The organism is Vibrio sp. HM8-C (assembly GCF_058630515.1).
Map to the genome: position 1 here is coordinate 16,011 of NZ_JBMMKS010000020.1, position 18,863 is coordinate 34,873.

The window sequence follows — 18,863 nt, forward strand, 5'->3', positions numbered from 1 at the left end:
TACCTTTATTTACCCTACTTGATGACAGTCAGTAAATAAATTTATCACAGAGTTATCCACAGATATCCAAATAAAATCCTAAACACTTTTCGATCCGAAATAAAAAAACCGAGATCAAATGACCTCGGTTTTCAGTGTTCACAAAAGTGCTAGGGGATATTACAGCTCGCCTACCGCTTCTTTTAGTTTCTTCATCGCATTCTTTTCTAGCTGACGAATTCGCTCAGCAGATACTTCGTACATATCCGCTAGCTCTTGCAATGTTGCCTTTTGGTCATCCAACCAACGAGAGCGTACGATATGTTGGCTACGCTCATCCAAACTCGCGAGAGCAAAGCTCAAGCGTTGAGTGGTATGTTTTTCCCAGTTTTGCTCTTCTAGATTGTCTGCTAAATCTGAATTCTTGTCTTCAAGATAAAGCATTGGCGCTGCATAAGAGTTGCTGTTGTCTTCATCATCAGCAGAAAACTCAAATGTGGCATCTTGCGCCGCAAGACGAGATTCCATTTCGCGAACTTCTGAAGGCTCTACACCTAATTCGCGAGCTACTGTCTCAACTTCACCGTTATTAAACCAACCTAGACGTTTTTTCGATTTACGTAGATTGAAGAAAAGTTTGCGTTGCGCTTTAGTGGTCGCAATTTTCACGATACGCCAGTTGCGTAACACATATTCGTGAATTTCAGCTTTGATCCAGTGAACAGCAAAAGACACCAGTCTTACACCCACTTCAGGGTTGAAGCGTTTAACCGCTTTCATCAGACCAATGTTACCTTCTTGAACAAGATCCGCTAAAGGCAGACCGTAGCCAGAATAACCGCGAGCAACGTGAACAACGAAACGAAGATGTGACAAAATCAAGCCTTTCGCAGCTTCGATATCACCTTCATAATGCAACTTCTCAGCAAGCTCACGTTCTTCCTCTGCGGTCAGCATAGGGTAACTATTCGCTGTGCGGATATAACTATCTAAGCTATCTTGCGAAACAAGTGCTAATTGATATGTTGAAGTAGTCATTCAATTCCTCATCAATCTCTGATCTGGAGCCAATTTAATCTAACAATCTTGAACCCAAAATGAACAGGATTCAAGACCGATTGGTTATTATGCATAAACAAATGTTAGTGACAAGTCAACTAGCCACTCAATGATTGTTTTTGTCTAATAATGACAAGGATTCGTTAAACAGGTTCAATTTCTTTTAGGTGACGCTGAGCTGCACTTTTCGCTGCAACACATCCCAAAAATGTACCGAGCATAAGCAGCAGTAAAGATTCATCCCAGTTCAAACCAATTAATCTAAACTGACTGTCGTACAACTTCGCCAAGTCTTCAACGGCACCATTGAGCACGATAGTAATAAACGCCGTTAATAGCCAAGCCGATACCGCGCCCAAAACACCAAACCACATCCCTACATATAAGTACGGACGCAGAATGAAACTGTCGGTTGCACCGATAAGCTTCATGGTCTGAATTTCTTCTTTGTTTGCCTGAACGTTGAAACGAAGTGTGTTACCAATAATCAGGAATACCGACGCTAACATCAGCACCGATAAACTTATCACTACAATCGTCGCCAAATGACGTATAGCATCTAGGCGAGCAAGCCAGTCTTCATCCAAGCGAACATCTGTCACGCCTTCTTGCCCGCGAATAGATTCGGCAATCGCTTTGATTTCTTGGTCGGTTTCCACATTAGGAGAAACAATCAAAACACCTGGTAGAGAATATTCATCAAGTAAGCTGATGGCTTGATCGAAACCCGAATGCTGGCTTAAGTCCTGTAAACCTTGCTGTGGTGAGATGTACTCAACTTTATCAACTTCAGCACGGCTTTCGATTTCATCCTTAAGAACCATGATTCTTGGCTCAGGAGTATCTTCTTTAATGTAAACACTGATTTGAGAAGGGCTAGCGACATTTCCAGCCACAGACGCAATATTCTTACTCAGCAGATACAAACATGCTGGTAATGTTAAAGCCATAGAGATAACGGCTAAAGTTAGAATATTGCCCATTGGACGCTGCCAAAGACTTGAGAAAGAGGCTTTCGCTTGTTTAATGTGAACCTTTAAAAAGCCATCGGTTTTCACTCTTTTTGCATCACGAGTCTGAGGTGCTTTTTTGTTTTTCGGCTTAGCGGCCATAATCTTCAACCTCACTTAAAAAGCCCTGATTTAACTCTAAGTGGCGGTACTGAGGGCGAGAGTTCACTAAATTATGATCGTGAGTAGCTAATAAGATAGTCACACCAGCTCGGTTAAACTCTTCAAACAGATGCAGAATACGCGTCGACAGCTCTGGATCAAGGTTACCCGTAGGTTCATCGGCTAATAAGAGCGTCGGTCTATTTACTACTGCACGAGCGATACCGACACGTTGCTGCTCACCACCAGACAATTGACTTGGCAGACAGCGAGCTTTGTCCAACAACCCTGTTTTATCTAGTGCTGCTGAGACGCGACGTTTAATGTCATTTTCAGAGATAGATTCAATGCGCATTGGCAACGCGACGTTATCAAATACAGTTCTGTCCATCAAAAGGCGATGGTCTTGGAAAACAATCCCGATATTACGACGCAAAAAAGGAATATCTTTACTGGGAATGCGTGTCACATCGTGACCATTGAAACTGATTTTGCCATCAGTAGGTCGCTCGATAGCACAAATGAGCTTAAGCAAAGTACTTTTACCTGCGCCGGAATGACCGCCCAAAAAAGTCATCTCACCGCGACGCAAATGGAAGTCGACTTTCTGCAGTGCTTGTCGCCCACCTCGATATACCTTACTCACCTGTTGAAACTTGATCACGCATCATTCCTTTTTTGCATCGAGATACCCAAACGGGTATCTCTCTAGGGTATGTTACTGTTCGTTTTAATGTCAGTTACTACTCGTCGCGGCTAAATAGTGCGTCGATAAACTGTTGAGTTTCGAATGGGCGAAGATCTTCAATACCTTCACCTACACCGATAAAGCGAATCGGAATTTGGAACTGATCTGCAATTGCGAAAATCACACCGCCTTTAGCCGTACCGTCAAGCTTAGTTAGAGTAATGCCTGTAATAGGCGCTACATCGCTAAACAGTTTTGCTTGGCTAATCGCGTTCTGACCTGTACCCGCATCCAGCGTCAGCATGATTTCATGTGGCGCTGAATCATCAATTTTCTTCATCACGCGAACGATTTTACGCAGCTCTTCCATTAGGTTCGCTTTATTTTGTAAGCGACCTGCTGTATCTGCGATGACCACATCAACACCACGTGCTTTGGCAGCTTCAATCGCATCATAAATTACGGAAGCACTGTCTGCGCCAGTATGCTGAGCAATAACAGGAACCTTGTTTCGCTCGCCCCACACTTGAAGCTGTTCAACGGCTGCAGCTCGGAATGTGTCACCCGCAGCAAGCATGACTTTCTTACCTTGAGACTGGAACTGTTTCGCCAGTTTGCCGATCGTTGTCGTTTTACCAACCCCGTTAACACCAACCATTAGGATCACATAAGGTGTTTTTGCGGTATCCACAACCAGAGGCTGTTCAACGGTCGACAGAATTTCTGCCAACTCACCTTTCAGTAGATCGTACAGCGCTTCGCCATCTTTTAGTTGTTGGCGAGATGCTTTTTCTGTCAGGTTTTCGATGATTTTTAGTGTGGTGTCCATGCCCACATCTGCAATAAGCAGCTGTTCTTCTAGCTCTTCAAATAAATCATCGTCTATTTTTTTGCCTTTGAATAAGCCAAAGAAACCTGCGCCAATGTTGGCTTTAGTACGGCTTAAACTGCGTTTTAGGCGTGCGAAAAAGCTTTCTGTTGGCTTTTCCTGCTCTTGAATTCGTGGCTCTTGAACTTGAGGTTCTTCGTCTTCAACAACTTCTGCTTCTGCTTCTGCTTCTGCTTCTGCTTCTGCTTCTGCTTCTGCTTCTGCTTCTGCTTCTGCTTCTGCTTTTTCAGTTTCGACTTCCTCAATCAGCTCTTCAACCGCTTGTTCTGGTTCTGATTGTTCTACCTGTTCTTCGGTTGCTTTTGTTTGACTCGGTTCTTCATCACCAAAGCCAAGCCATGACAGTAAGCCACGCTTCTTTTTTTCCGTCATCTGAGGATATCCTAGATTTTCTTAACTGATTATTTTTCTAAACTATGACTCTTTTCTTAAAGAATTATCCTTAAAAAGAAAAGAAAAATGACAAAGCAGTGATAACTTTCTTCTTCACTTGGTAAACTTTGCCATATTTATGAATGCTTATCTTCAGCAAAACTATTATTACTGAAAGGTTGGCTATAGTAACACTTAATTAGCGGTCAAAAAATCTATGGTAAGACGTCGCCAACAAAACCCATCACAAAATCGTGCTCCAAGTGGGCAAGTTCGTATTATCAGCGGCTTATGGCGCGGAAGAAAACTACCCGTTCACGATGCTGAGGGTCTGCGCCCAACCACAGATAGAGTCAAAGAAACTCTGTTTAACTGGATTGCTCAAGACGTGCCAAATGCCAAATGCCTTGATCTATTCGCAGGCTCTGGCGGTTTAGGCTTTGAGTGTGCTTCACGTCAGGCAGAAAGTGTGACTATGCTGGAATTAAACCCTCAAGCTTTCAACCAGTTAAAAACCAACATTGCTACGTTAAAAGCAACCAATATCGAAGCAATCAATACCGACTCTTTAACTTATCTAAAACAAAGCGGCTCACCTTTTGATGTGGTATTCATCGACCCGCCATTTCGTAAAGGCTTGTTAGAAGAAACACTACAACTGCTTGAGCAAAATGGATGGCTTGCTAATAACGCTATGATTTACATAGAAACTGAAAAAGAATTATTGTTACCTGAATTACCAGAAAGCTGGCAGCTATACCGAGAAAAAAGTGCTGGCCAAGTATGTTACCGCTTATTTGAAAAAACGTTTGAAAGGACCACTGAATGAAAGCCCTATTAGTTTTAGCCAAAGCAGCCATCGCATTTGTCTGGATCGTTTTACTGCTTAACATCTTTATGCCATTTCCCGGTAAAGCGGCTATCGCTCTTTATATTATGACCGCATTCCTCTTCATGATGCATGGATTGCAAATGCTGATATTTGTCGGCGCATTTGGCGACAAAGTAAAAACCAGCGCTTGGGAAAAATGGTCAATACTGATTTTCGGCATCTTCGCTCTGCTCGATATTCGCCGTAAACATATGATGTAAAAAGAGCCCGAATGGGCTCTTTTCTTTTTCTTTATTTAGCTCGGCTGAAAACCAGCAGTAACAGAAAATAGCTGCCACCCAAAATTGCGACTATGGTTCCTGCCGCAATCTGCATTGGATAAAGCATTACCTGCCCTAACCAATCCGCCCATAGCATTAACGAGCCGCCAACTAAACTTGCCACCATTAGTTGCTGTTTTGCTTTTTGGGCTCCCAACATCATCGCCATATGTGGTGCGATTAAGCCAACGAAAGAGACTGGTCCCATCGTTGCTGTCACAAGCGCACATAATAGAGCGACCACAATGAGCAGAACTAAACTGGCTGTTTGTGGGCTTAAGCCTCGTGCACCGGCAAAACAGCGTCCAATAGAAATCAAAGTTAGCCAGCGTGACGCCAACAAAGCAAAACAAGACAACCCCACTACGCCGATAGCCAAGTAGAGACTCTGTGAGGCGGTTACTCGATAAGTTGAGCCCGCTAACCACAACAAGATTTGATAACTGTCAGCCGTCCCTTTTGAAAGACAGAACTGCACCAGTGCTTCTAGCAATGCAGTAATCGCAATACCCGTCAGGATTAGGCTAGAAGGAGCGTACTGATGGCGCTTACCTAAAACCAGCAGAGCAATCAAAACAATCACACTACCGAGTAAAGCCGTTGCCCAGTTAGTGCTCATCATTGATTGCCCAAGGAACAAACTAGAGAACACCAGGGCAAATGTGGAACCGGAAGAGACACCCAGAATGTCTGGGCTTGCCAACGGGTTATAAATCAAACGTTGCAGAATCGTCCCTGCAATCGCCAAACCAATACCGGCGAATAAAGCCGTTAACGCACGAGGCCAACGCAGCTGCCATTGATAGTCACTTGGAATAATCCAGCTCCAGCTGTTATCACTCACTTGCACAAATGCATGTAAAGCAATGGCGAAAACAAACGCAGTGACAAGAATCAACACACTTCGTTTACTCACATTACTGCGATGATGAGGCAAGCTGATAGACAGCGTATCTTGTGCTTTTAATTGACGGCGTCTAAACCAGATTAATGCTGGTGCACCAATCGCTGCGGTGGTGATGCCACTAGGAACGACTTCCGCCGTCCATAAGCTGAGCCACATAGAAAGCATGTCGGTACACAGTAGCAACAACGCACCAAGCAACATGCTCGAATAAAGCTCCATCTTTGGCGTTCTAGCCCCCATAGCACGAGCAATGTTTGGCGTTAATAAACCGATAAAGCCAATCACACCTACCGCCGTAATGGATGCCGATACCAGCCAAATGCCCGCAACCATCAATAACAGGAAAGCAGGAATCACAGACAAACCACGAGCAGCGGCTCCTTGATGTCCTAATCTCATCAAGGTGAGAATTCTGGGCGCTACAATGAGCAATGGGATTGCAATAGCTAAACGCGGAAGTAACCACTCAAGCCACTCCCAACCATTCTGTGCTAAATCGCCAGCTCCCCACATAAATACGTTTTGGGCGAACTGTTCATTGAGCAAAATGATCGCTGTAGCGATTGAGCCAAGGAGAATATTCACAACCATGCCAGACACCACTAAAGGCAAGCCGGTCATGTTGTTAACACCTGTTATTAATACAATCACACCGAATGCACACAATGCTCCGGCCATGGCTGCAAGCGCACTGTAATCGGCGATTAAATCCGGAAACCAGATATTAACGACAATTAATGCCAGCCAAGCACCGGAAGATGTGCCCAGTGTCAGTGGTGAAGTCAGAGAGTTTTGCGTGAGCTGCTGCATTAGGCTACCTACTAGACCTAACATAGCTCCGACGAGAATAGTGATAGCCGCCCTTGGTAATTGAGCATAGAAAAAATTGAAGTCCGCAAACTCTTGCGCTTCAGTAGCTAAAGTTGCGAGGCTCCACTGCATCGACAAACTGAGTTCGTTGCCGATCTGCAAACTGAGCGCTGCCGCAAGCAGCACCAATAAACCAAGCAGGTTTAAATGACCCAACCTCATGACTTTGGCGCAACCTCAAGCAGGCTCTCGGTCAATGCTTCAGCCGTGTAAAGTAATGACATAGCACCACCGTAGCTCCAAACTGTACGAACCGCATTCACCTTGCCGCTGCGGACAAAAGGCATCGCCTTCCACAACATGGACTTATTGAGTTTTTCTTGCTCTGGGAAAGGCAAGATATAAAGCACATAACCGTCTTTCACATTCTGCAATTCATTCAATCGCTTCTGAACAATACCCCACTGAGTTGCTGGCTGTGGTAACGCTGTTTTTAAGCCCAGCTGTTCAATAACGTACTGCGCCCCAGAGTTTTCACCATAAAGAAACACAGATGTGGTGCTGGCAAAGCGCATTGCGACAACCGATGGCAGTTCTTCGCCAAATGCCTGATGTAACGATGTGCTTAATTGCTTAAATCGCTCATTCATAGCAGCGAGCTTCTGTTGTGCTAATTCTTGTTTGCCAAATAACACCGCCAAAGTTTTGAATTGCTCAATCGCAACTTGAGCAGACTGGTCGTTCTGTTCAAAGTTCGATAGATAAATCACAGGTGCAATACGTTCAAGAGTTGGAATCAAATCCTTCTGTGGAGAAGCTGCGATAATCACATCCGGCTTTAACGCTGAAATTTTATCGAGATTAGGCTCGGCACGAGTACCGATATCCTCAACGCCAGCAGGGATCGCAGGCTGAGCAACCCACTCAGTATATGAAGGCAAATTTGGCGCCCCAACTGGTGTGATATCAAGTTCTAAAACCTGCTCCAATAAATCCCAGTTCAACACCACCACACGTTGAGGAGATTGAGCGAAAACCTGCTCACCGCGACTATCTTGAATATGAATCTCCGCTAGTGCCTGACAAGAAAGTAATAAACCAGAAATAGCAGCGAGGCTTTGGCATGCCTTTTTCAAATTTTTTAAGCACATACGATGGCGACCTTATTGGTTTTAGATTCAGCCACTGGCTGCGGGTGTTCAATCAATTTGATAGGGGAATGGTAAAGCTCTGAGAGTCGCTGCTCATCAAGCAGCAATTCCGCAGCGCCTTCAAAAGCTATTCGTCCTTGCTTAAGGGCAACAATGTGAGTGGCATAACGCAGAGCTAAATTCAGGTCATGAAGAATCACTATGATGCCACACCCTTGTGTCTGGTTGAGTTCAGAAAGCAAAGCCATTAATTGATATTGATGGTGTACATCAAGCGCCGAAGTAGGTTCATCAAGGATCAAGACCGGTGATTGCTGTGCCAGTAACATCGCAACCCAAGCTCTTTGACGCTCACCTCCAGACAGTTCATCCGCTAGAGTATTGGCAAAGTCTGTCACACCTGTTTTGGCGATAGACTCATCAATAATGGTTTCATCTTCGGCTTTCCAGCGACCTAATGCACCGCGCCAAGGGAAACGCCCTAAACGAACCAATTCACGTACTGTTAAACCTGCTGAGGTAGGCAACTTTTGCGGCAGAAATGCGACGGATTTCGCCAATTCTTTTGCAGCTAAAGATGAGAGAGATTGTCCATTTAGTTCAACTCGACCTTTATCCGGCGCTTGCTGGCCAGATAAAAGGCTGACTAAAGTAGACTTACCAGAGCCATTGTGACCGAGCACAACCGTTAACTCATTGGTGGGAATGTTCAGCGAATCCACAGACAAGATAGTTCGACCACCTCGTACCATTTCAACACTTTGTAAGTGATACATCTCTCTCTCCCTAAATCTGGGAAATCCCCAATAACTTGCTAGTGCAAAGCCTATAGGGATAAAAACGACAATTCCCGCCAGCGCGGGAAAAGGGTATTAAAGCAAAAAACTCACTCTCGTTTATGAGAGTGAGTTTAAAAGGATTACCAGTTGTAGTTAACTGTTGCTGTGATACGTTGAGTATCACCGTAGTAACAGTAACCAGAGTTACATGAAGCTAAATACTCTTTATCCAAAGCATTGCTCACGTTAACTTGTGCTTGCCACTGTTTACTAATGTCATATTTAGCCATCAAGTCCACCAAGGTGTAACTACTTACAATGTATTTATCATCGTAGTTACCCCATGATTGATAACCAATTGACTCGCCAACATATCTAACACCAGTACCAACCGTTAGCTCAGGTAAGTTTAACGAAGCCACATTATAATCAACCCATAAAGATGCTTGCTGTTCTGGGATTAATACTGCGTCAATTTCACCTTTGGTTTTTGAAACTTCTTTTGCATCAGTATAAGTATAAGTTGCGCTGATTCTTAGAGCGTCTGTCGCTTGAATTACAGATTCTACTTCTACACCTCTAGATACGACTTCATCCGTGTCAGAACTTTGAATAGTATAGCTACCCACTGAAGTAAGAGCGTTTTCCTGAGTTAAGTCAAACCAAGCTAAGTTAATATATCCATTAAGGAAACTTGGCGTGTATTTAACACCAACTTCATACTGCTTACCTCTTTGAGGCTTATAAACTTCACCCGTTGACGAATCTATAGAAGTTAATACTTCGAAAGCTTCTGCATAGCTGATGTAAGGAGATAATCCCATATCAGACAAGTACATTAAGCCTGCGTTAAATGTTGTGTTATCAACATTTCCTGATGTTTCGGTAGAAGCTGCTGTATTCTCAAAATCTACGTAATCGTAACGTGCACCCAAGTTAGCGATTAGCTTTTGATAAACCTCTGCTTGGTATTGAGCATAAAGACCAAGCTGTGACTTCTCGCGTTTATTTTGAGTAGCGGAACTTAAATCTGGTGTACCGCCTCCATAGCTTGGATTAAACGCATCATCAAGAGACATCGCACCAGATCCTGCAGACCAAGGTAGAGATTTATATTTGTTTTTAAAATATTGAGCATCAGTACCTAATACAAGCGTGTGGTTTACATTTGAAGTATCAAACTTGGCAGTAAACTTATTATCTAAAGTAATACTCTGAGCATCACCTTCATCGTAAACGATATCACGAGATAAATTATCAAATGAAGTGTTCAGGTTTGCACTCCAACCATAGGTACTGCTAATCAACTTCAGATCATGATATCCATAATTAAAGTTTTGATTAAATGCCCAAATGTCGTCAATTTGGTGCTCTAACAAATAGCCTAAGGAAATCTGAGTAACTTCATTTGTTTCATAACTTGGATCACCTAGGTTAGTTGACGAATCAATTTTACCCTGTGGTGTATCAAAATAAGTTCCATACGCAGGGAAGAACCCACCAGTTGGAATTCCATCATCTTTTAAGAAACTCGCTAATAAGGTTAAAGATGTAGCGTCTGAGAAATCAAATGTATAGCTAGGTGCGATGTATAAACGTTCATTTTCGGTGTAGTCTAAAACACCATCTTCACCTTTGTAGGTAGCGACTAAGCGATAGCGTTGAGAACCGTCTTCATTCGCCCAGTCAGAAACATCTACACTAAACTGACGCTGAGCTAAGTTGCCAACAGAAGCACTAAATGAACCTTGTGGCGAGTCTGTTGGTTTTTTCTGAACAGCATTGACCACACCACCAGGGTAAGACTCACCAAATTGAATTGATGAAGGTCCTTTTAGCAGTTCTAATCTTTCCATACCAAAAGGCTCAACAACCCAAGCATAGTAACCATCTTTGTATACTCGGTTACCGTCTAGGTATCTAGTAGCTTCAAAGCCACGAACACGGAACCATTCAGAGTTATTGTCTGAACCATAAACCTGAGTTGCTACACCGCTGGTATAACGAAATGCTTCATCTAACTTTTGAACATTTTTTTGCTCAAGGTCTTCTTGTGTAATTACAGAGATAGATTGAGGTGTTTCTTGCGCTGGCGTATCAACCTTCAGCGCAGACGCAGTAACGACGATGGTCTCTACTGCTTGAGAATCTTTTTGGGCAACGTCTTCTGCCAAAACGTTTTGGCTAATTAGAAGAAAAAATGGCACCAAGCTAAAGCGAAGTGCGGTGCGGATTGATTGTCCGAGCCTTGTTGGGCGCGTATTTACCATGATGGAAACCCCTGCTAAAAATTTGAGAATTATTGTCATTATCATTATTATGCGTACAGCATTTTACTGATAAATATCACAATTGGAAGTACAAATGCGAAGCAATCTCAATTTCATTAATCTAGGTCAAATAAAACATGTTCCAATGGTTTGAAAAACTTACCGAGGCATTTCCGCGAGAAGAGCCTCAAAAACCGCCAAAAACCTTGTTTGCTTTTTGCCGTCATTACACTCGTGGTTTTGAAAAGCCATTACTGATCATGTCGATTCTAAGTGCCTGTGTTGCTATCGCTGAAGTAACGCTTCTGCGTTATATGGGTGAACTGGTTGATATTCTAAGCAGCCAAAATCCAGAAACTTTTTGGGCAGATCAAAGCGGTCGCCTCTGGTCGATGGCGATTCTTGTCGCATTGGTTATGCCGTTACTGGCGTTTTTGCATTCCAACATCATGCATCAAACCTTGCTCGGCAATTACCCGATGTCGATCCGCTGGTTAGTACACCGCTACATGTTGAAACAGAGCGTCGGCTTCTTTCAGAAAGATTTCTCAGGGCGCGTTGCCACTAAAGTGATGCAAAGTGCCCTTTCAGTACGTGAAACCGTGATGAAAATGGTCGATGTACTGGTGTATATCTCTGTCTATTTTGTTTCGATGATTTGGATGATGGGCGAATCTGATATGGTACTGATGCTGCCAATTCTGATTTGGTTAATCACCTACATCGTTATTCAGTTCTACTTCATTCCAAAGATGAAGCAAGTGGCTACCGAGCAAGCAGACGCTCGCTCTGTAATGACAGGTCGCATCGTCGACAGTTACACCAATATCACGACAGTAAAACTGTTTTCACATTCGCAACGTGAAATGGATTATGCAGAAAGCAGCATGAAGCTGTTTTTGAAAACCGTTTATAAACAAATGCGTATGGTGACTTGCCTGCTATTTAGCGTGGATGCCATTAACTACTTGTTGCTGTTTTCCATCGCTGCGCTCTCTATCAATCTCTGGTTAGATAACGCCGTTACCGTGGGTGTGATTGCAGTTGCAATTAGTATCGCTTTGCGTGTTCAGGGCATGTCTAAGTGGATCATGTGGGAAGTGAGTGCGCTGTTCGAAAACATCGGTACGGTAGTAGATGGCATGAACACCATCTCCAGCGATGTTGAAATCAAAGACGTAGCCAATGCGCCTGATCTGACAGTGACACAAGGCAAGGTGGAGTTTAATCAGGTCGATTTCCATTACAGTGAAAATAAACCTGTCTTCCAATCGCTGAATCTGGATCTAAAACCGGGTGAGAAAGTCGGTATTGTTGGACGCTCAGGTGCGGGTAAATCGAGCTTAGTTAACTTGCTATTGCGTTTCTACGACGTGCAATCCGGCACAATTTCTATTGATGGTCAGAACATCGCGGCAGTGACACAGGAATCTCTGCGTCAACAAATCGGTATGATCACGCAAGATACATCGCTTCTGCACCGTTCGATTCGTGAAAACATTCTTTATGGCGATCCAAACGCTGATGAAGAAGCTCTTATCTGCGCAGCCAAGCAAGCACACGCTCATGATTTCATTATCGATTTAAAAGATGAACAAGGTCGCACGGGTTACGATGTGGAAGTGGGTGAACGAGGCGTGAAGCTTTCAGGTGGTCAGCGTCAGCGTATCGCTATCGCGCGTGTACTACTGAAAAACGCACCGATTTTGATTATGGACGAAGCAACATCCGCATTGGACTCAGAAGTGGAATCTGCGATTCAAGAGAACCTTGAAGTGCTTATGGAGGGCAAAACCGTTATTGCCATCGCGCACCGACTATCAACCATTGCAGCGATGGATCGCCTGATCGTCATGGATAAAGGTGAAATCATCGAGCAAGGCTCACACCAAGAGCTACTTGCTCAAAATGGGGTATATGCTCAGTTGTGGACTCACCAAACTGGTGGGTTTATTGGCGAGGAATAATCGCCTTAGTTCTCCTCCTTCGAGGGGGAGAACTAAAATCTTAAATTCCGCGAGCTAACAAGCCGGCAATGAAATCCAGTTCTTCTTTGCTCTGAGCTTCACCCAACGCTTCTAGCCACACACATTCACTGTAGTGCTCAGCGCGCAGCATCAAACGACTGCCTTCGAAATCAATCAGCCATGAATGCAGATCAGCATCTTGTTGTTTCTCTACTGCGCTTGCAGACAACAAAGTAAGTAAACGCTCACCCATGGCAGGAAAACTATCAAACTCAAACGCCTGAGTTTGAACAATCAGTCGACCTTCCTGTGCCAGATATTCCTTTAAACCGAACTCAACCATGGTGGGTTAAATGCTCCTGAATCAAATCTAAGAATGGGTCGGCATACTTTTCTAGCTTGCGCTGACCAACACCGTTGACTGCCAACATTTCACCGTAAGAAGTTGGCAAAATCTCCGCCATATCAATCAAAGTTGCGTCACTGAACACCACGTAAGGTGGCAAACCATCTTCATCCGCAATGGATTTACGCAGCTTACGTAATTTCGCAAACAGCTTCTTATCGTAATTCTTGCTCGATAGCTTATCGGATTTAGCCGCGCGAACAGCAGTATCGAGACGAGGAACAGCAAGTTCTAACGTCATATCACCACGCAACAATGGGCGCGCTTCTTCGGTCAGTTGCAGTGTCGAATTTCGGGTGATGTTTTGATACAGCATGCCTTTATGTATCAACTGGCGGAAAATGCTTACCCAGTAATCGTGGCTGTGGTCTCGCCCAATACCGTAAGTAGAGATTTTATCGTGACCATTTTCGCGCACGCGGATATTTTGCATGCCACGCAGCACTTCAACCGCATAACCAATACCGAAGTTTTGGTTGATACGATAAACACACGACAGCGCTTTACGCGCTTCATCTGTCGCGTCAAAATGCTTTGGCGGATCAAGGCAAATATCGCAGTTACCGCAAGGCTTTTCACGATATTCACCAAAATAATTAAGCAAAACTTGGCGACGACACGTCTGCGCTTCAGCAAAGTTACTCATCGCGGTCAGCTTATGGGTTTCAACCTGCTTTTGCGGTCCTTCGTCTTTCTCATCCAGCATACGGCGAAGCCATGAAATATCAGCAGGGTCATACAACATCATCGCTTCTGCGGGTAAACCATCACGACCAGCTCGACCTGTCTCCTGATAGTAAGACTCGATATTTCTTGGAATATCAAAGTGAACCACGAAACGGACGTTCGGTTTGTTAATCCCCATACCAAACGCCACTGTAGCGACAACAATCTGAATATCATCTCGCTGAAAGGCTTCCTGAACGTACGCACGCTCATCCACCTCTAACCCAGCGTGGTAGCTGGCTGCGCGAATGTGGTTGTTGCACAGTTTTTCGGTCAGCATTTCCACTTTCTTGCGGCTGCCGCAATAGATGATTCCACACTGCCCTTTTTGCGTCCCCAAATAACGGATGACTTGAGAAACCGGCTTGTGCTTTTCAACTAGGGTATAGCGGATATTTGGACGGTCAAAACTGCCCAGATAGATATGAGGCTCAGTCAGATTAAGGCGGTGCAGGATGTCGCTTCGAGTCGCGTCGTCAGCGGTCGCAGTCAGCGCCATAATCGGCACATGTGGAAATAGCTGTTTTAGCTGCCCTAGCAATGCATACTCAGGGCGGAAGTCATGCCCCCACTGAGAAATACAGTGCGCTTCATCCACTGCAATCATCGACAGCGGAATGTTGTGTAAACGCTCGATAAATTCGTTGGTGAGCACACGCTCCGGAGACACATAAATCAGCTTCACCTGACCCGCATGCATGCGGTTGTAAACACTGACCAGCTCTTCACGAGTTTGCGTCGAGTTAACGCATTCCGCTGACACACCATTGGCTTTCAACTGATCAACTTGGTCTTTCATTAATGAAATCAGTGGTGAAATCACCACGGTCACTCCCGAACGGACCAAAGCTGGGATCTGATAACAGAGAGACTTACCACCACCGGTTGGCATGATGACTAGGCTGTCATTGCCTTCAATCGCTGTATCAATAACTTCTTGCTGACCTTCTCTGAAAGATTGATAGCCGAATACGTCACGCAGGACATCTGTCGCAGTCAACGGTGACTCAGAGTGTTCAGCAATTAAAGTGGCAGTCATGCAAGATCTCAGTGATGGGTAAATACATTGATAGGTAAATCCATTGATGCGCAAACATCAAAATTAGCCCGATATTGTAGAGACGTTTAACAGTGAATAAAACCGCTAAATGTATAAGAAAATGGCGAACTCACAGCGGTTAAGAGAAAAGTTCGACAAATCAAACCTTCGCACAATCGGTATTTTATTTCGCCAGTGCTTAATTCCTTAGCTGCACAGTCAGGTATTTTGCGTATATACTGCCCACTCCTTTCGAAACATTCTGTAATACCTCTGTAAGTGCTGCCATTTATAGTCGGTATCGAACACTCTCAATCGAGAATAAATAATGACTCCAGAAGAGCAAACAAACGCCAAAAAAGGCGTATTACTGGCTATCGGTGCCTACACTATGTGGGGTATCGCACCTATTTATTTTAAAACCATTACTTTCGTTCCTGCTCTGGAAATCCTCAGCCATCGCGTTATTTGGTCGTTCTTCTTTTTGGCGATAATCATCCACTTTAGTCACCAATGGCGTAACGTTGTCAGCATTTTCCAGTCAAAATCGAAGATGTTATATCTGATTGCTACAGCGCTGCTTATCGGTGGAAACTGGCTGATTTTCATTTGGGCAATCAATGCCAACCATATGCTTGACGCAAGTTTAGGCTACTACATTAACCCGCTGATCAACGTCGTCTTCGGCATGCTGTTTTTGGGTGAGCGTCTGCGTAAACTTCAATGGTTTGCTGTAACACTGGCAGCGATTGGAGTAGCAATTCAGATCGTCGTTTTTGGTTCTGTGCCTGTGGTTGCTTTCTCGCTAGCACTATCATTTGCTTTTTATGGTCTGCTGCGCAAAAAGGTTAGCGTTAATGGTCAAACAGGACTGTTCATTGAGACTTTAGTTTTGCTGCCAATTGCGTTCATCTATCTGACTTGGTTTGCTAACTCAGCCACCAGCTCAATGGCAGATAACGATTTACACCTCAACATTCTGCTAATCAGTGCTGGCATCGTGACTACCTTGCCTTTGCTGTGTTTTACCGGTGCTGCAACCAAATTGAAGCTTTCCACTTTAGGCTTTTTCCAGTACATCGGCCCTAGCTTAATGTTCTTATTGGCGGTACTGATTTACGGCGAGTCGTTCTCGACAGATAAAGCCATCACCTTTGTGTTTATCTGGGGTGCGTTAGTGGTATTTAGCTATGACGGACTAACCCAAGGTAGAAAACGCACAGCAACGTTTGCTGCGGCTAAGTGATCGTTTTTTACAAGACAATCCCAATGTGACTCGTTAAGCTTGGTGAATTGCTGTTTCTTTCACCAAGCCTAACATGGACAAAATCCTCTACTCATCAACTCAAGATCAAGGGATAAGTTTGATAGAAGCTGATTATCATCAGTTTGCTTTCGATCGCCACTATCACTTGGATTTTCATATCGGGTTAATGACCAGCGGACAACAAAAATTCTCCCATCAAGGCACACAGCATAATGTTGGCTACGGCGATATCATCATCATGCCGCCCGACGAACTTCACGATGGTAGCTCTATCCTCGAGTCAGGCTATCAGGTGCGAGTGTTTTCTATCGATCCGAATTGGTTTACCGATAACCTAGAGTTCACACAGCCAAGTGATATGTTGAGCTTTAAACAACTCATCATTAGCGATCCCCATCTCTTTGCACCACTTGCCCAACTACATAAAAAACTCATGCAACCAAACTTGAGTCAATTAGCTCTCGATTGCATGCCCTATGAGGGTTTGGGTGGATTAGTTGAACGCTATGGCGCTTTGGAACAAAAGGCAGCGATCCCACTTGGAAAGCAATCACTGGCAACGCTGAAAGAGTATCTCTTAGCACACTTAGATCAGCCGGTTCGCTTAGAACAACTTGCCACTCTTTGCTCTCTTAGCCCTACTCAGTTTCAGCGCCATTTCAAAGCGCGTATGAACATGACACCTTACGCTTGGCTAACCCGTCTGCGTATCGAACAGGGAATGAAACTGGTCAAGAGTGGTTTAACAGGTACCGAAGTCGCTATGCAGGTAGGTTTCTACGATCAGGCACACTTTACCAAAGCCTTTAAACACTGCTACGGCGTTTCCCCCTCTGCGGTAAATTAAATACTTCACACTGTCAAAAATTTACAAGCCATTAAGAATCGGGCGAGGCACAATCACGTCATTCGCAGTAGGAGTCTTAATATGAATGAAGCCAGTATTCTTATCACTTTAGCCGGAGTGCATTTTGTTGCTCTCATGAGTCCAGGTCCCGATGTCGCGCTCGTGGTGCAAAACGCCACTCGCTATGGTCGCCAAACTGGCGTGTACATTGCCCTTGGTCTCTCTTTTGGCATCTTGCTGCATTCGCTTCTTAGCATTACTGGCATCAGTTATTTGGTACATCAACAACCGGTATTGTTTGCGTTGCTACAATTGTGCGGAGGTAGCTATTTGCTTTACCTCGGCTTTGGCGCTCTAAAAGCCACGATAACACACTGGAATTCATCCGTAGAAAGCTCATCCTCCAACCAAAAAACTTTATTGCTGAGTAATAAGAGACAAGCGTTTTCGCGCGGTTTCATGACCAATATCCTCAACCCCAAAGCGCTGGTTTTCTTCGTCAGCTTAATGTCGACATTGGTTCCTGCGAGCATGTCAGCAACAGGCAAAGGAATCGCATTGCTCATTTTATGGGGCTTATCTTTGGCTTGGTTTGCCAGCCTTGCGTGGATGCTATCTACCGAACGTCTACAAACTAAGCTCAATCAGGCAAGTCGCTATATCGATTTACTGTGTGGTGTGATTTTTTCTCTTATAGGTCTCACCATTGTTTGGCAGTCTTTAACCAGTTTCATTCACTAAAAGTGAATAAACGTAGGTAGATATTCAATGTTTGTGAAATTCGACCCAAAACACAAAATGGCGGATCGCCCTTAACTCTTGTGCGAGATCTCTCACAAACAGATAGGGAAATATCTCTTTCTATAATGGAAAAATGACGTCAATAACAACTAACCAACTGATTTTTAATAACAAGTTACTTTTTAGACAAAAAATACCTGCATGCAAACGTTTTCTTTGCGTTGCTGAATACCCCGTTGTAGGTAATATGAACCCTGTCGGAAGGATGCTGACACGGAAATGGATCACTAAGGATAGTGAGCTTCAGGATGAAGTTACGGTTATTCAGGATGAATGATCGGCATGGAAAGCGAAATGGACATTGAACGGACTCATTCGTTACTAGGATGGTAGCGACAAGGGAATGACAATGGACACCTCTGGATGAGGAAAGGACTTAGCATCAGGATGATGTCAGGGACACCGCTCAGGGAACAAGTGATGAGAGCTAACGAGGATTGTTAGCAGATCAGGAAGATCATGGACACCGCTAGGATGGCGATGAAAGGATTGCGCTGAAGGACACAGCACACTTATCAAGGAATAGATGCAGGGAGCACCTATTAGTAGCTGGATTGCTGCAAGTAAGACTATAACCCCGAAGGGCTCGCGCCCTCGGGGTTTTTCTTTATCTGAAAAAAACAACATAGAACGAAGGCGTAA

At 44.2% G+C, this 18,863-nt stretch carries 16 protein-coding genes; 6 read left to right on the forward strand and 10 right to left on the reverse strand.

All coding sequences use genetic code 11. The annotated features are described in order from the left end of the window. Positions 1 to 159: 159 nt before the first annotated feature. The 4 genes from rpoH to ftsY all read right to left on the reverse strand — a co-directional run bounded on the left by rpoH (position 160) and on the right by ftsY (position 4,099). The gene (gene rpoH / locus ACOSVQ_RS18515; protein WP_491983898.1) at positions 160 to 1,017 is read right to left on the reverse strand and encodes an RNA polymerase sigma factor RpoH; all 858 of its coding nucleotides are present in this window, start codon (positions 1,015 to 1,017) and stop codon (positions 160 to 162) included. Positions 1,018 to 1,181: 164 nt separating this feature from the next. Beyond that, a complete protein-coding gene (gene ftsX / locus ACOSVQ_RS18520; RefSeq protein ID WP_491983899.1) occupies positions 1,182 to 2,150 on the reverse strand; it encodes a permease-like cell division protein FtsX in 969 nt (322 codons plus the stop codon). Continuing rightward, positions 2,140 to 2,814, reverse strand: coding sequence for a cell division ATP-binding protein FtsE (ftsE, locus tag ACOSVQ_RS18525; RefSeq protein ID WP_491983900.1), 675 nt, complete (start codon positions 2,812 to 2,814; stop codon positions 2,140 to 2,142). Before ftsE ends, ftsX begins: the two co-directional genes overlap by 11 nt. A 79-nt stretch (positions 2,815 to 2,893) precedes the next feature. Then, a complete protein-coding gene (ftsY, locus tag ACOSVQ_RS18530) occupies positions 2,894 to 4,099 on the reverse strand; it encodes a signal recognition particle-docking protein FtsY (protein ID WP_491983901.1) in 1,206 nt (401 codons plus the stop codon). Positions 4,100 to 4,316: 217 nt separating this feature from the next. Here ftsY and rsmD point away from each other — a divergent pair, with 217 nt between their 5' ends. After that, entirely contained in the window at positions 4,317 to 4,928 is a 612-nt protein-coding gene (rsmD, locus tag ACOSVQ_RS18535) for a 16S rRNA (guanine(966)-N(2))-methyltransferase RsmD (RefSeq protein WP_491983902.1), read from the forward strand. Next, the gene (locus tag ACOSVQ_RS18540; protein WP_491983903.1) at positions 4,925 to 5,191 is read left to right on the forward strand and encodes a DUF1145 domain-containing protein; all 267 of its coding nucleotides are present in this window, start codon (positions 4,925 to 4,927) and stop codon (positions 5,189 to 5,191) included. Before rsmD ends, ACOSVQ_RS18540 begins: the two co-directional genes overlap by 4 nt. 31 nt (positions 5,192 to 5,222) lie before the next feature. Here the strand turns inward: ACOSVQ_RS18540 and fhuB are convergent, their stop codons facing one another. The 4 genes from fhuB to ACOSVQ_RS18560 form a co-directional block, all read right to left on the reverse strand. After that, positions 5,223 to 7,190 carry a Fe(3+)-hydroxamate ABC transporter permease FhuB gene (gene fhuB, locus ACOSVQ_RS18545; RefSeq protein WP_491983904.1) on the reverse strand — a complete coding sequence of 656 codons (1,968 nt, stop codon included), beginning with the start codon at positions 7,188 to 7,190 and terminating at the stop codon, positions 5,223 to 5,225. Further along, on the reverse strand, positions 7,187 to 8,119 hold the full coding sequence (locus tag ACOSVQ_RS18550) for an ABC transporter substrate-binding protein (RefSeq protein ID WP_491983905.1): 933 nt from the start codon (positions 8,117 to 8,119) through the stop codon (positions 7,187 to 7,189). The genes fhuB and ACOSVQ_RS18550 overlap by 4 nt, the downstream gene beginning before the upstream one ends. Next, entirely contained in the window at positions 8,110 to 8,895 is a 786-nt protein-coding gene (locus ACOSVQ_RS18555; protein WP_491983906.1) for an ABC transporter ATP-binding protein, read from the reverse strand. Before ACOSVQ_RS18555 ends, ACOSVQ_RS18550 begins: the two co-directional genes overlap by 10 nt. 143 nt (positions 8,896 to 9,038) lie before the next feature. After that, positions 9,039 to 11,168 (reverse strand): TonB-dependent siderophore receptor, encoded by a 2,130-nt coding sequence (locus ACOSVQ_RS18560; RefSeq protein WP_491983907.1) that lies wholly within the window; start codon positions 11,166 to 11,168, stop codon positions 9,039 to 9,041. 137 nt (positions 11,169 to 11,305) lie between these two features. Here ACOSVQ_RS18560 and ACOSVQ_RS18565 point away from each other — a divergent pair, with 137 nt between their 5' ends. Beyond that, complete coding sequence (locus tag ACOSVQ_RS18565) at positions 11,306 to 13,135, forward strand: ABC transporter ATP-binding protein (protein ID WP_491983908.1); 1,830 nt, start codon at positions 11,306 to 11,308, stop codon at positions 13,133 to 13,135. 40 nt (positions 13,136 to 13,175) lie between these two features. Here ACOSVQ_RS18565 and ACOSVQ_RS18570 read toward each other — a convergent pair whose 3' ends face one another. Further along, positions 13,176 to 13,478 (reverse strand): DUF3630 family protein, encoded by a 303-nt coding sequence (locus ACOSVQ_RS18570; RefSeq protein ID WP_491983910.1) that lies wholly within the window; start codon positions 13,476 to 13,478, stop codon positions 13,176 to 13,178. Further along, on the reverse strand, positions 13,471 to 15,306 hold the full coding sequence (gene recQ / locus ACOSVQ_RS18575; protein ID WP_491983912.1) for an ATP-dependent DNA helicase RecQ: 1,836 nt from the start codon (positions 15,304 to 15,306) through the stop codon (positions 13,471 to 13,473). The genes ACOSVQ_RS18570 and recQ overlap by 8 nt, the downstream gene beginning before the upstream one ends. 328 nt (positions 15,307 to 15,634) lie before the next feature. On the opposite strand from recQ, the gene rarD reads away from it, so the two are divergent. The 3 genes from rarD (at position 15,635) to ACOSVQ_RS18590 (ending at position 18,161) form a co-directional block, all read left to right on the forward strand. Further along, entirely contained in the window at positions 15,635 to 16,552 is a 918-nt protein-coding gene (gene rarD / locus ACOSVQ_RS18580) for an EamA family transporter RarD (RefSeq protein WP_491983913.1), read from the forward strand. A gap of 73 nt (positions 16,553 to 16,625) precedes the next feature. Further along, positions 16,626 to 17,420, forward strand: a complete 795-nt coding sequence (locus tag ACOSVQ_RS18585; RefSeq protein ID WP_491983914.1) for an AraC family transcriptional regulator — start codon at positions 16,626 to 16,628, stop codon at positions 17,418 to 17,420. An 81-nt stretch (positions 17,421 to 17,501) separates the two neighbouring features. Further along, positions 17,502 to 18,161, forward strand: coding sequence for a LysE family translocator (locus tag ACOSVQ_RS18590; RefSeq protein WP_491983915.1), 660 nt, complete (start codon positions 17,502 to 17,504; stop codon positions 18,159 to 18,161). Positions 18,162 to 18,863 lie beyond the last annotated feature (702 nt).